This window comes from Rariglobus hedericola (assembly GCF_007559335.1).
Taxonomy (GTDB): domain Bacteria; phylum Verrucomicrobiota; class Verrucomicrobiia; order Opitutales; family Opitutaceae; genus Rariglobus; species Rariglobus hedericola.
This window is the reverse complement of sequence record NZ_VMBG01000002.1, coordinates 443,136-456,552: the sequence shown is the minus strand read 5'-3', so window position 1 is coordinate 456,552 and position 13,417 is coordinate 443,136. Positions and strand designations below refer to the sequence as shown.

Annotated in this window: 13 protein-coding genes; 5 read left to right on the top strand and 8 right to left on the bottom strand. The window is 62.7% G+C overall.

Features of this window, described 5'->3' with window-relative positions; translation table 11 throughout:
• Positions 1–9: 9 nt before the first annotated feature.
• Together FPL22_RS12240 and FPL22_RS12235 are read left to right on the top strand one after the other, a co-directional pair.
• Positions 10–789, top strand: a complete 780-nt coding sequence (locus tag FPL22_RS12240) for a hydroxypyruvate isomerase family protein (protein ID WP_144230701.1) — start codon at positions 10–12, stop codon at positions 787–789.
• A gap of 116 nt (positions 790–905) precedes the next feature.
• On the top strand, positions 906–1,550 hold the full coding sequence (locus FPL22_RS12235; protein ID WP_144230700.1) for a bifunctional 4-hydroxy-2-oxoglutarate aldolase/2-dehydro-3-deoxy-phosphogluconate aldolase: 645 nt from the start codon (positions 906–908) through the stop codon (positions 1,548–1,550).
• Between the two features lie 89 nt (positions 1,551–1,639).
• Here the strand turns inward: FPL22_RS12235 and FPL22_RS12230 are convergent, their stop codons facing one another.
• Both FPL22_RS12230 and aroC read right to left on the bottom strand, forming a co-directional pair.
• Positions 1,640–2,497 carry a hypothetical protein gene (locus tag FPL22_RS12230; protein WP_144230699.1) on the bottom strand — a complete coding sequence of 286 codons (858 nt, stop codon included), beginning with the start codon at positions 2,495–2,497 and terminating at the stop codon, positions 1,640–1,642.
• Positions 2,498–2,511: 14 nt separating this feature from the next.
• Positions 2,512–3,621: a chorismate synthase gene (aroC, locus tag FPL22_RS12225; protein ID WP_144230698.1), complete on the bottom strand. Its 1,110-nt coding sequence runs from the start codon at positions 3,619–3,621 to the stop codon at positions 2,512–2,514.
• 159 nt (positions 3,622–3,780) lie between these two features.
• Here aroC and FPL22_RS12220 point away from each other — a divergent pair, with 159 nt between their 5' ends.
• Genes FPL22_RS12220 through FPL22_RS12210 form a run of 3 tightly spaced genes read left to right on the top strand, consistent with a single transcriptional unit; the run spans position 3,781 to position 8,815 of the window.
• Positions 3,781–5,808 carry a secretin N-terminal domain-containing protein gene (locus FPL22_RS12220; RefSeq protein ID WP_144230697.1) on the top strand — a complete coding sequence of 676 codons (2,028 nt, stop codon included), beginning with the start codon at positions 3,781–3,783 and terminating at the stop codon, positions 5,806–5,808.
• On the top strand, positions 5,805–7,523 hold the full coding sequence (locus tag FPL22_RS12215; RefSeq protein ID WP_144230696.1) for a GspE/PulE family protein: 1,719 nt from the start codon (positions 5,805–5,807) through the stop codon (positions 7,521–7,523). The genes FPL22_RS12220 and FPL22_RS12215 overlap by 4 nt, the downstream gene beginning before the upstream one ends.
• Positions 7,524–7,543: 20 nt before the next feature.
• A complete protein-coding gene (locus tag FPL22_RS12210; protein ID WP_144230695.1) occupies positions 7,544–8,815 on the top strand; it encodes a type II secretion system F family protein in 1,272 nt (423 codons plus the stop codon).
• Here FPL22_RS12210 and FPL22_RS12205 read toward each other — a convergent pair whose 3' ends face one another.
• The 6 genes from FPL22_RS12205 to FPL22_RS12180 form a co-directional block, all read right to left on the bottom strand.
• Complete coding sequence (locus FPL22_RS12205; protein ID WP_144230694.1) at positions 8,816–9,340, bottom strand: general secretion pathway protein GspM; 525 nt, start codon at positions 9,338–9,340, stop codon at positions 8,816–8,818.
• A complete protein-coding gene (locus FPL22_RS12200) occupies positions 9,337–10,515 on the bottom strand; it encodes a hypothetical protein (RefSeq protein WP_144230693.1) in 1,179 nt (392 codons plus the stop codon). Before FPL22_RS12200 ends, FPL22_RS12205 begins: the two co-directional genes overlap by 4 nt.
• 77 nt (positions 10,516–10,592) lie before the next feature.
• Entirely contained in the window at positions 10,593–11,774 is a 1,182-nt protein-coding gene (locus FPL22_RS12195) for a type II secretion system protein GspK (RefSeq protein ID WP_162525291.1), read from the bottom strand.
• Positions 11,775–11,784: 10 nt separating this feature from the next.
• Positions 11,785–12,426 carry a PilW family protein gene (locus tag FPL22_RS12190; protein ID WP_144230691.1) on the bottom strand — a complete coding sequence of 214 codons (642 nt, stop codon included), beginning with the start codon at positions 12,424–12,426 and terminating at the stop codon, positions 11,785–11,787.
• A complete protein-coding gene (locus FPL22_RS12185) occupies positions 12,423–12,884 on the bottom strand; it encodes a prepilin-type N-terminal cleavage/methylation domain-containing protein (protein WP_203235152.1) in 462 nt (153 codons plus the stop codon). The genes FPL22_RS12190 and FPL22_RS12185 overlap by 4 nt, the downstream gene beginning before the upstream one ends.
• The gene (locus tag FPL22_RS12180; RefSeq protein ID WP_144230689.1) at positions 12,884–13,405 is read right to left on the bottom strand and encodes a pilus assembly FimT family protein; all 522 of its coding nucleotides are present in this window, start codon (positions 13,403–13,405) and stop codon (positions 12,884–12,886) included. The genes FPL22_RS12185 and FPL22_RS12180 overlap by 1 nt, the downstream gene beginning before the upstream one ends.
• Between the last annotated feature and the right edge of the window lie 12 nt (positions 13,406–13,417).

Below are 13,417 nucleotides of genomic sequence, written 5' to 3'. Positions count from 1 at the left end.
CTCCTTGCATTGAACGCTCCGCTGCAATCCTTCGCCTGGTGGTGTTTTTCAAATCGCGGCGTCGATGCCGACACGCTCCTGGCCCACGCTGCCCGCATCGGCTACGCTGGGGTTGATCTGCTCGATGAAACGCTCTGGCCGCTCGCCCGCCATCATGGCTTGCGCGTCGCCTGCATCGCCGGTCACGGCACGTTGCGCGACGGCCTCAACCGCCCGGAAAACGCCGCCCGCATCGAGGCCGAATTGCGCGCCAACATCGCCAAAGCCGCCGCTCATTCCATTCCTGTGCTCGTGTGCTTCAGCGGGGATCGTCAGGGGGCGTCCGACGACGAAGGCCTGGCCGTATGTGCCGACACGCTCGCCCGTGTCGCTCCCGCGGCGGAGGCTGCCGGCGTCACGCTCGCCGTCGAGTTGCTCAACAGCCGCGTCGATCATCCGGGCTACCAGGCCGACCGCACGGCCTGGGGCGTGCGTGTCTGCGAACACGTGAACTCGCCCGCCGTGAAATTACTCTACGACGTCTATCACATGCAGATCATGGAGGGTGATATCATCCGCACCATCGCGAGAGATCACCGCTGGTTCGCGCATTACCACACCGCCGGCAATCCGGGTCGCGGCGACCTCAACGCAACGCAGGAACTCAACTACCCCGCGATCCTCCGCGCCATCGCCCGCACCGGTTTCCAAGGTTACATCGGCCACGAATTCCTCCCCGCCGCCGACCCACTCGCCGCACTTACGCACGCTTACACCGTGACCCGCGATGCCTTTTCCGAAATTCACTGAGCAACCGCGTCGCTGCGCGCCCCTGTGCTAGATCCAGTCGCCTCCGTGCTAACCAACGGCCTTTTACCTCTCGCCGCGCCCCGCCGACCACGTAACCTCATCCGCATCCATTCCCCATGAAAAAAGACGCCATTCTCTCTAAGTTCAAAGCCGAGAAAGTCATCGCCCTTATCCGCGCTGAATCAGCGGACGGCCTGCTTGATTGCGCCAAGGCCCTGGCCGACGGCGGTCTCACTTCCATCGAGCTCACCATGACGACCCCCGGCGCGATCCGCGTGCTGGAAAAAGTCACCGCCGAGCTTCCCGACTTCGTCTTCGGCCTCGGCACCGTCCTTGATGCCGAGACCGCCCGCATGGGCATCCTCGCCGGCGCGAAGTTCATCGTCACCCCCGCGCTCCGCCCCGATGTCATCACGCTGTGCAAACGTTACAGCGTTCCGATTTTCTCCGGCGCGTTCACTCCGACCGAGATCGTCGCCGCGTGGGAAGCCGGTGCCGACGCCGCCAAGGTCTTCCCCGCCGAGTTCTTCGGACCCAACTACATCAAGTCCATCAAAGCCCCGCTCCCGCAGATCGAGCTCGTGCCAACCGGCGGCGTGACTGCTGAAAACCTCGGTGACTTCCTCAAGGCCGGTGCCTTCGCGACCGCCGCCGGCAGCTCGCTGGTCGACGCCAAGTCGCTCAAGGAAAAGAACTGGGCCGCCATCACCGCCCGCGCCAAGGCCTTCGTCGCCGCGGCGGCCGCCGCCGGCGTCAAGTAAACGCCCGCTTCGCGCGCTCAGCCTGCGCGATAAACGAAAAAGGCCCGGCGTGATGCCGGGCCTTTTTCGTGGGCGGATGCCGCTGTGGTTCACTCCAGATACTTGGCGATGTCCGGGATTTCCTTGGCCCGCCGACCGTTGGGCTGGATCTCGAAATAAGGCTCTTTCTCGGGCAGCCAATCATCGTCATCCAGCGGCGACTGGTTGGGGTGGCCTTTCTTTTTTCCACTGTCGGGCTTGGCCGGCGCTTCATCCTCGATCTCGGGTTCATCTTCGCCCTCGGTGCCGAACTCGACGCCTTCAAGGTTGATGCCGGTCCACTCGTTGATGTCGAAAATGTGCGACATGCGGCGTGCCTGCGGATCGAGCACGATCAGCGGATTTTTCACGCGACCATTCTTCACGATTTCAAACAGGCACGGATAACAGAGCTCTTTAAAACGCGTCTGGAATTCCGACATCCACTTGTTGGCCACGCCCTCGCGCTTGTTGAGCAACGCCACATCCGAAAAATGGATACACGCCTCATACCAGGCGACCAACGCGTGGTTTTTCTCGGCGAGCTGGCAGTTCACGACGGTGATGATGCGGCCGATCTCGCCGGAAACGGCGGTGATCCAGGGCTGCAATGCCTCGATCTGGTCCACCGGATTCAGGCGGCCGTCGGTCACGAAAAACACATGCGTCGCGCCCTCGGGCAGCGATGCGGCAATCACGCCTTCGCGCCAGGCCCAGCGCGAAATGTTGGCCAGGCGTTCATCGTGGGCATCCGCGGTTTCACCGGTGGAAAGCAGCACGGCGGCGCGGTCGCCTTCGCCGAGTCCGCCTTCGATCATGTCGGCCAGCACTTCACGGCGGCCCGAGCCGGCCGCACCCAGAATGATGTAGATAAGCGGCTTCTCGGCAGCGGTGGGTTGATCAGAATCCAGCAAGGGAACGGGGTCCATGGTGATACCTTCTGTTATTCGGTCGGAAACTCAAACGTGCGATTTTGGGCCGACTGGCGCATCGCATGATCGAGCAAGACGAGCGCGGCCATCGCCTCGACGATCACCACGGCGCGCGGCACCACGCAGGGGTCGTGGCGGCCCTTGCCCATGAGCTCGGTCGCGTTGCCTTCGAGATCCACGGTCTGCTGCGGCTGGAGGATCGTGGCGGTGGGTTTAAAGCCCACGCGAAACACGATCTCTTCACCGTTGCTGATGCCGCCTTGCACGCCGCCGGAGCGGTTGGTGATCGTGCGCACGCGTCCGTCACGGGTTTCAAAGAGGTCGTTGTGCTCGGAGCCTTTTTGCAGCGTGCCCTCGAAACCGCTGCCGATTTCAAAGCCCTTCGTCGCGGGCAAGGAGAGCATCGCCTTGGCCAGATCGGCCTCAAGGCGGTCAAACACCGGTTCGCCAAGTCCCACCGGCACGTTGCGAATCCGGCACTCGATCACGCCACCCACCGAATCACCGTGGCTGCGCACGTCTTTGATGCGCGCGATCATCGCCGCAGCTGTGGCCGGATCGGGACAACGCACCGCGCTCGCCTCGACCTCGGCCAGCGAGGGAAACGCCGTCGCGGACGTCACCGCAGGCATGGAAATATCATGAATGCGCGTCACATACGCCCGCGTCTCGATGCCATGGGCCAGCGCGAGGATTTTGCGGGCAAACGCACCCGCCGCCACGCGACCAATGGTCTCGCGGGCCGAGCTGCGTCCGCCGCCATTGGGATCACGCACGCCGAACTTAGTTTGATAGGTAAAATCCGCATGCGACGGACGAAACGCCGCCTTCATCTCATTGTAGGCGCTGGACCGCTGGTCGGTGTTGCGCACAAACAGCCCGATCGGTGTGCCGGTGGTCTTGCCTTCATACACACCCGACAAAATCTCCACGACGTCAGCTTCTTTGCGCGGCGTGGTGATGTCGCTCTGGCCCGGACGGCGGCGATCGAGCTCCGCCTGGATTTCCTCCGCCGTGATCGGCAGAAGCGGCGGGCAACCATCAATAACCACACCGATGCCGGGGCCGTGGCTTTCACCCCAGGTGGTAATACGAAAAAGATGTCCGAAACTATTGGGCATGCGAAGCGTCACGGTTGAGGCCACCCCTGTCACCCGCAAGTTTCAAAAATCCCCGTGCGTCCCGACAAACACCGCGTTCGCCCCGATAACTCCATTTACAACCCCTCTGCATTCGCCTCTTCTGGGCGCTTTCGCCCCAGCCGCCTCGTATCCCTTTTTATGCGACTTCCTCGCCCGTTCGTCATCGCCGGACTCTGCCTCGCCCCTGTAGCCGTCATCGCGCAGATTCCCGCCTCCACCACCGTCCCCGCAGTCCGCGCCCCCGAGGAGATCATCGATTCCCTCCGCCTTCGCGACGCCCCGCTCGATCTGATCATCGACCGGCTTGAGGTGTGGACCGGTCGCATCGTTTTGCGCCCGCAGGCCCTTCCGCAAACCCAGATCACGATCAATATCGCCAAGCCCATCCCGAAGTCCGAGGCGGTGCAGGCGATTATCTCCGTCCTCGCCCTCAACAACATCGGCGTCGTCGAGATGGGCGACAAATACCTCAAGATCGTCGAGCTCGCCAACAAGACCCGCACCGAGGCACCCGAACTGGTCACCGGTTCCCTCATGAACGTGCCGCCGTCGGGCAAAGTCGCCTCGAAGGTCTTCGAGCTCACAAATCTCAAGGCCCAGGATTTCGTCCCCCAGCTCAACACGCTGCTCAACGTCCAGCTCGGCGGCGCGGTGCTTTTCAACAACACCAATTCCTTCCTCGTCACCGACTCGATTTCCAACCTCCAGCGGGTCGAACAACTCCTGCTCTCCCTCGATCGCCCCGCCGCGACCGACTTCGCCCCGAAGTTCTACACTCTCCGTTTTGCCAAGGCCAGCGACTTGGTCTCCCGCATCAAGCAGCTCCTCCAGGGCCCGAGCCAGCAGTCGGTGGCCAATTCACTTTCGCTCAACGCCGATGACCGCACCAATCAGGCCATTCTCATCGCCGATACCCGCCAGCATCCGTTCTTCGACGAGCTCATCGCCAAGCTCGACGTAAAGGCCGACCCCAACACCCGCACCGACGTCCTCAAGCTCAACAACGCCAAGGCCGTCGATGTCGCCACTCTCCTCAGCCAGCTCGTGACCGGACAGACCGCCGCCGCCAAAACCGCCGGCCAGACTCCCGACGCCCGCAATAATAACAACCGTGCCAACGCCGCGGCGCCCGCCGCCGGCAATGCAGCCGCACCCGCCGCCGCCCTCGTCCAAAACGCCGCCTCCGCCGAAACCTTCAGCAGTCTCCTCACCATCCTCGCCGACGAACGCAGCAACGCCATCGTCGTCTCCGGCACCGCTGACGACATCCGCCTCCTCCGCGACCTCGTCACCAAAATCGACGTCCTCCTCGCCCAGGTTCGCGTCGAGGTCGTCATCGCCGAGGTCACCTTGAGCGACGATTCCACCACCGGCGTAGACAGCCTCGGCCTCCGCGTCGAAAACAACAAACTCACCGGCTTCAGCGCCGCCGGCCCCGGTGCCAGCATCGGCGGCATCGGAACCGACTTTGCAACCAGCTCCGGCTACGGACAAAATCTCACCGCCGCCATCGGCCTCTCCACCACGCCGCGCAAAAACAATACCACGATCCTCTCCGTCCCGACCATCGTTACGTCGCACAACAAAGAGGCCGAAATCTTCGTCGGTGAAACCCGTCCCGTCATCTCCGGCACCACCAGCGCCGCCTCCGGTGGCACCACAGGGCTGACCACCTCCTCCACCGTCACCCAGCAGGAAATCGGTATCCGCCTCAAGGTCACCCCGCTGATCGGTCCCGACGGCTCCGTGCAGATGGAAATCGAACAAGAGGTCGAAGACGTTCTCGGCACCGTCACAATCGACGGCAACGAGCAACCCCGCATCGGACGCCGCACCACCACGTCCTTCGTGAGCGCCGCCAACGGCGACATCATCGTCCTCGGCGGTCTCCAACGGGAATCCAATTCCAAGATCACCAGCCGCCTCGGCCCTATTCCCTTCCTTGGCGATCTCTTCGGTCGCCGCAGCCGCACCAAGAGCCGCACGGAGCTCATCTTCTTCCTGCGCCCCGTCGTTCTGACCAACACCGTGCGTGACAATGCCGAGGTGCTTCAGCGCCTCGAAACCAATCCCCAAGGCAAAGCCATCCGCGCCGTCATCGAAGCCCGGCCCGCCGCCGCCACCCCGGTCACGCCTTCCGAGTCCCTGCCCGCCACCCAGCCATGATGGCCGACCTCCCCGCCTCGCTCGCGGAGCGCATCTCCGACGCTCACCGACAGACGATCGCCGAGACTCCGCGCGGACAGCGGCTGAAGCTGCTCGCCTCCGCCCTCACGCTCGACGAACCCCAGACCCTAGCCGCCCTCGCCACCGCCGCCGGACTGGACGTCGCCAGCAACCTTGAAGCCGACAACGACGCCCTCGGCCTCCTTCCCGCACGCCTCGTCCACGATTACCAACTCGTTCCCATCGCGTTCGGTCCCAAGGTCACAGATTCCGATCCGTCCGTCCTCCGTCCTCCGTCCTCCGTCCCGCTGCATCTCGCCACCGCCTGGCCGCCGGAGCCTGTAATGTCTGACTGGATACGCACGTTCACCGCGCGTCCGCTCGTCTGGCATCTCGGCGTCCCCGAAAAAATCCACCACCTCATCCTCCAGCACTTCGGCGTCGGCTCCGGCAGCCTCGAAGGCGGCGATGAGGACTACGTCGCCCCCGAAACCATTCAGCAGGCCGACGCCGAGGTCGATGAGGAGGCCGCCGTGGTCCGCTTCGTCACCGATGTGATTTCCCAGGCCGTCGCCGACGAGGCGACCGACATTCATTTCGAGCCGCAGGAATATCAGCTCACCATCCGTTACCGCGTTGACGGCCTGCTGGTGCAAGTTCCCGTCCCCGAAAATCTCCGCCGCTTCCAGGATGCGATCATCTCGCGCCTGAAGATCATGGCGAAGCTCAACATCTCGGAAAAACGCCTCCCGCAGGACGGCCGCATCAACTTCCGCGCCGGTGCCAACGTCCTCGATATCCGCGTCGCCACCGCGCCCACCATCTACGCGGAATCCGTCTCGCTCCGTCTTCTCAATCAGAAGAAGGAAGCCTACACGATGGACCGCCTCGGCATGAGCCCCGACGAACAGGCGCAGATCAACCACGTCCTCGAATACCCGCACGGCATCATCCTCGTCACCGGCCCCACCGGCTCCGGAAAATCGACCTCCCTCAACGCCTTTCTTCGCAAGATCAACTCGACCGATCTGCGCATCATCACCGTCGAAGACCCGATCGAATACGAAGTGCCGGGTGTTAACCAGATTCAGATCCGCTCCGAGATCGGTCTCACATTCGCGAACGCCCTTCGCTCCATTCTCCGTCAGGACCCCGACGTCATCATGGTCGGTGAAATCCGCGACCGCGACACGGCCGATATCGCCATCCGCGCCTCGCTCACCGGTCACTTGGTGTTCTCCACGCTCCACACCAACGACGCGCCCGGCGCCATCACCCGTCTCATCGACATGGGCATCGAGCCCTTCCTCGTCGCCTCGGCCATCGAGCTCGTCATCGCTCAACGCCTCGTCCGTCGTCTCTGCCACGACTGCTCACGCGCCGAGCCCGTTGCCGCCTCGAAGCTCAAGGACACCATGGCCATCCTTGGCCTGGCCGAATCCGAAGCCGCCGGCGTCACCCATCTCCACAGCCCGGTCGGGTGTGACCGCTGCCGCGGCACCGGTTATCGCGGTCGCATCGGCCTCTTCGAAATTCTCAAGCCCAGCGACGAACTCCACGACTTGGTGCTCAAACGCGAAAGCACGCGCACCCTCGCCGAATGTGCCCGTGCCAACGGCATGCGCACGCTCGGCCAGTCTGGCTGGGAGAAAGTCAAAGCCGGCAACACCACGCTCGACGAAGTTCTCCGCGTCATCACCGTCGCCGAAAAGTGATCCGCGACTGATCCGTTTCCGTGCCCTCCTTCACCTACACCGCCCGCAACCGCTCCGGCCAGACCGTCAACGACGTGCTCGATGCGCCCACCCGCAAGGACGCCGTGCGCCTCCTCGCCGCGCGCGGGCTCACCCCGGTTCAAGTCAGCGAGGCTTCCGCCCGCCCCGCGCCCGGAAAACGCAAAGGTAAATCCTCTTCCGGCTCCCTCAACTCCCCAACTTCGGTCCTCGCCTCAAAAACACCCGCCGCATCCTCGCTGACGCGTCGCGAACGCCTGCCGTTTCTCGAATCGCTGGTCGATCTTACCACCAGCGGACTCTCCGCGGGCGAATCCGTGCGCATGCTCAGCGTGCGCATTAAAGAGCCGCGCCTGCGCGTGCTCTGCGGCCTGCTTTGGGAGCAGTTGAGTGAAGGCGCGCAGCTCTCGCGCGCCATGGGCACGCTCCCCGCCGTCTTCGACAGCTCGACGATCAACCTCATCCAATCGGGCGAGGCCACCGGCAATCTCAACGACGTGCTCATCCGCCTGATCACGCATCTGCAGGAGCAAAAGGAACTGCGTCGTCAGATCCTCAACGCCCTCGCCTATCCCGCCTTCATGATGGTGATGGCCGGCGGCGTGATCATTTTCTTCATGGTGTTCCTGCTACCCCGCCTGCAGACGCTCCTCAAATCCCTCGGCGGCGAGCTGCCCACGTCCACGCGCCTGCTGCTTGGTTTCTCCGACTTCGGTCTCAAATACGGCATCTTCGTCATCGCCGGTCTCGCCTTCGCCGCCGTCGCTTTCTGGCGCTGGCGCCACACCGAAGCCGGCCGCCTGCAAACCGACGCCTGGACGCTCAAGCTCCCGCTCATCGGCCCGTTCTCGGTTTCACAAACCGTCCTGTCGTTCAGCCAGACGCTCTCCGTGCTCCTCGAAAACGGCATCACCACATCGGAAGCGTTGCGCATGACCGAGCGCCAGATCGGCAACCGCGTGCACCGCGCCGCCTTCGACGCCGCCACCGATCGCGTTCTCGAAGGTGAAGCCCTCTCTGCATCTCTCGCCCGCACCGAATGTTTTCCCGACCTGGTGCTCGACCAGTTGAGCGTGGGCGAGAACACGGGCAACCTCGTGCCCAGCCTCAAAAAAATCGCCACCACTTATCAGAAGGCGATTTCGAATCAGCTCAACGCCTTCACCAAGATCATCGCGACTGTGGTGCTGTTGGGCGTGTTCAGCTTCGTGGGCTTCATCGCTTTCGCGATCGTCAGCGCCGTCTTCCAGCTCAGCTCCAGCTTTAAGATGTGATCAACGGGCGATCTCGATCGAGGTCACCCGCCAGGAAGCCGTGAGCTGCGAAGGGTTCGCCCGGTTGCTCGCCAGCGCAAACTGCTCCAGTCCTAGATACGGGGCCCGCTGGCCCAACGATTGATAAAATGCGATGAGCGCACTGATGTCCGCATTGCGCGCGGAGAACTGCACCGAGTGCACAGCGAACTGGCTCGTGCGGGTCGTGCGGCTGTCGGAAACATCGTAGTTGGACAGCCCCGCCGAACGCGCCAGCGAGTTGAGCTCACTCTGAAGGCGCACGTTGTCGAACGTGCGCGACGGATCGAGATGCTCGATCGCGACCGTCGCCTCTTTTTCAATACGCGCACGTTGCAAGAGCCAGCGCTGCTGCACATCGAGATCCGTCGAGGTGACCTTGATCGCACGCCATTGCGCGCCCACACGATCACTCACCCCCGACAGCCAGATGAGCGCGCCGATCAGCACGAAGGCCAGCATCAGGATTTTTTCGCGAAGGAGGCGGCTGAGGAAGAAAGCTTTCATGGTTGGGATGTCTCCGGCACTGCTGGGGTTTTCACTTCGACCGGCACGACTGCGGGTGCTGCAGCGGGTATCGCTGGTTTCGACGCTTCCAACGCGGGAACGTCCGCGGGGTTTTCAATGCCGCTCTTGAACGCGTCGGCCTTAAATGTGACCACGAGACGGAAAGTCGAAACACCATCGCGACTGCGCGGGTCCTGCACCTCGGCCTTTTCACAGCCGGGAAGCTTGTTGAGCGCGGAGCGAAACACATCGATATCACCCGAGGAACTGGTCTGCGCCTCGACCTCCAGCGTGTAAAGTCCACTGGTCACCGTGCGCATGAACTGAATCGCCGGCGGACGCACCGTGTTGACCACCGCCAGCATTTCGAAGGGTAACAGGCGCTTCGTCGAAAGCTCCTCGATGCGATTCGCGAGCGTATCCGAAGTGATGATACCCTCGACCACCGGTTTCTGCAGCGCCTCGAGTGCGAGCCGTTGTTTTTGCCAGATCGATGAGCCGACCAGCGCCAGCTCCAGCAAGACGCAGAGCGCGATCGCCGCCGCGCAGCCCAAAAAAGTGCGCCACAAAATAACATCCCGCGCATGCGCCCGGCGACGCGCTGCCAGATCACCTTTGTCGCGCACATCCAGCGCGGCGATATCCGCCGGCTCGAAATGCGTCTCAATCGTGCCCGCGCGAAAAATGAACTCTCCCTGCGGAGAAGCCGGATCGAACTGCGCGTCCGCACCCGCGTCGATCACGTGCATTTTTTCAGGAAACGAACCGAGCAATCCCTCGCGCACGGCGGCGCGCTCGATATCGGTCGCATCGGCGGACAGCGACTCCACCCTCACCTGGCTGGGCACTCCGCTCGCGTCGGAAAAATAAAGTCCGGTGAGTCCGCCCACACAGGGCACGATCACGGCGGTGGCCGGTTTCGGAGCCTTGTCCTTGTCGAGCACCGTGACAAACGAGGGCAGGACCGCCTCGGCGTCGTGCCACAAATCGAGCTCGTCCGACGTGAATCGCTTCCGGTAGGCCGCATACACGAGGGCATGCGTCGCGCCCGCCAGCCAGTGGTGGCCGTAATAAAGATTCGCCAGCGGGAAAGGCGCGAGCGCCTCGATCGCGAGTTCGGCCTGCGCCGTCACTTCGGCCGCAGTCGCGCCTTCAGTCACGGGCACGGAACGCATAAAGAAGAGCGTGTCCGACACCAAAATAACCTGGCGGGGAGGCGGAGCGGGGAGAAAGCGTTTAAGCGAAGAGAGACTCATGCGGTCGGTTCGTCGGACGGGGCGGGCGGCGGGACCCTCTTATCGTTTTCACGGATTTCGAGAAACGTAAACGGGTATTTAAGATCAACGACCTCGGGAACGGCCGTCGTAGGGGTGGATGAGGAAGTGGTGTTGGTCGTGGCAGTGGTGGAAGCCTGGCGGGTCGCTACGGCGCCGGACGACGTTTCAGAGCCGGCGGCAGCCTCGGTATCGTTGGTGGCGGTGTTACTGGCGGGCACGACTTTCGCACCTTGGGCGGGCGCCACCACGACGGACAACCGGAATGACGAGAGTCCCTGCCTCACCGTTACCGTGATTCGCAACGCTTGCACGGTTACCCCGTAACCGAGCCGCGCCGCCTGCACGCCCGCCACCGCCCCGATGCTGCGCGTGTTTTTGAAGAACCCCGGCCCCATCGACAGATAATTACCCGTTCCCGCCAGATACTCGGCCACGCGTTGCTGCTGGTGATCGACGATTATTTCCTGCGCGAGCAGAGGCTCCAGCCGGTTGCCGTTAATGTTGGGGGAATTATAGCGATAGAGTGAAAACGTCTCGGTGAGCCGCTGATAAAGCGCATTGGGCAGGCCCGTAGTCTCGTCAAAAAGCGCCTGCCTCACTCCCTCGATTGCCGAGAGCTCAGCCCACGAACGCAGCGAGCGTCCCGGCGGCGCGAAGGGCAGCGCGGTTGCTTCGTAATCTTGCGTGGTGGGAGCGCCGATCGCCGTCGGCGTGTAATCTTTTTTGATCCAACCGAGTAATGAATCCGCGATGCGCTCCGCATCCGTCTGCGGCACTTGCCAGTATTTGAGCAGAGCGACGAGCACCTCGGCCTTCACCGATGGCAGAGGCAGTTTCGCACTCTCGTCCTCCATCGTCACCTCGACCGTGCGGCCTTCCGTAGGCTCATATCCGGCAAACCCGAGCGGATCGCCCCAACCTTCCGCCGGACTGTGCAGTCCATCCCCCGCTTCACGGAAATCCTCCAACACCGCCAGCGTGGTTTCGAGGGCCGAGTAAGCTTCCAGCCGCAACCGGCTCGCGTCGGCCTCGCGGATGGGCACGAGCAGATCCGTCGTGGCTTTCTCGATGAAGAGCAGCAGCGCCGAAGTCGCGAACACCAGCGTGACCAGCACGATGAGCAGAACCGAACCGCGACTACGAAAGGATGAAGGCATGTGGTTCATTTTAGAAAACCGGCAGACCTTGAGTGACCGTGGGCAACACCAGAAACACTTCTTGCGAGCGTGAGCGATAGGTGAACTTCAAGCGCAGGCGTTGCGGCGCCTCGTATTCACCTTTGGCGTTACGGCGCGGCGCGGGTTCGTTTTTCCAGTTTTTGAAACTCGCATCATAATAGTCGTAGCTCAACGCCGAGACCAACGGTGACACCAGCGTCTCGCGAGGCGGTTGATCGGCGAAATCCTTCTCCAGTCGCGAGTGCCACAAAAACAACAGTCCGGTGCCTTCACGCACCGACAGCGAGCAGACCACCTCGGGCAGCGTCTGTCCGGGCCAGCTGAAAATCCGGCTGCCCTCGAACAACTCAAACGTGAGCAACGTCTCCGTCATGCCGCCCTGCGTGCGAATTTCCTGCACCGCGATGGGCGCCTGCTCCGCGACGCCCGCCGGCGGCAACGCAGCGGCGTGCAGCTCGCGTTCAAGGAAACGGGTAACCGCGCGCACGTGTTGATCGAACAGGCGCAAGTCGGTGTTGCGTCCCCACAACTCGCCCATCGAAAACACAAATGTGTTGAGCGCGACCATCAGCAACCCGGTGAGCGCAAGCGCCACCAAGGTCTCCAGCAGCGTAAAGCCACGGCGCTTCATTTGTTCACGCCCTCCAGGATTTTAAGTATGCGATCCTTCGATGCCGCCCGCAGTGTCGCACGCTCGGTCGCGATCGACCACGTCGGCCGCAGCACACGAAACACTTGCTGCGTTTTTTGCTCCTTGAGCAGCAGCGTGCCGGCAATCTCACCCTCAAACGTAACCGTAAAAAGATCCGCCGTTTCGGTCGGCTCGATCACCGCCGACCAACGCACATGCCGGCCGTCCGTCGCATCGAATTCACCGCCTTGACGGGCCAGCTCCACATCGGGCTGCGAGAGAAGCTGCATACGCGCAAACTGCATCTCCGGATCGCTCACCGTGGACCGACGCGCGACTTCATAGCCATTGAGCACGTTCACATAGCCGACCCCGATCGCGATGGCCGCCGTCGCCAGAATCGCGATGGCGATCAAGACCTCCAGAATGGTGAATCCCGATGTGCGCGCGCGTTTCATCACAGAGCTTGGGCGGCCAGTATCGGAGCACATGTCCACGGATCGATTTCCAGCACACGCGCGCCAAGTCGGGTTTTCAACTGCACGCGAAACGGTGAGCACGTGCCATCACCATAAAACATCACAAAGGGAATCGTGGCGGTCTCCACCAGTTGCCCGCCAAGCAAAACCGACGAGGACAGGCCAAGCGCTTTCGGTGCGAGAAAATCCAGCTCCGCCGTTTCTTTGACGACAAACGGATACCGCGTTTCCAATCCATCCGCCGACAAGGCGACGAAGGAGTTGGACTTCGCATCAAGCGTCAAACGCACGTCGCGATTGTTGAGCAACGCGTCCTTGCGCGTCGCGGCCGCGGCCGCCCAAAACAATTCATCCGCACTTAGCGGACGCGAGCGCAACAGACGGTTCGTGCCGACCACCAGCACACTGGTGAGCAGCGCGATGAGGGCGATCGTGATCAAGACCTCCAGCAGCGTGAACCCATGCGAACCGCTTGCGGATCTCGAAGCGGTAGCACACATGGGGACGCGGGC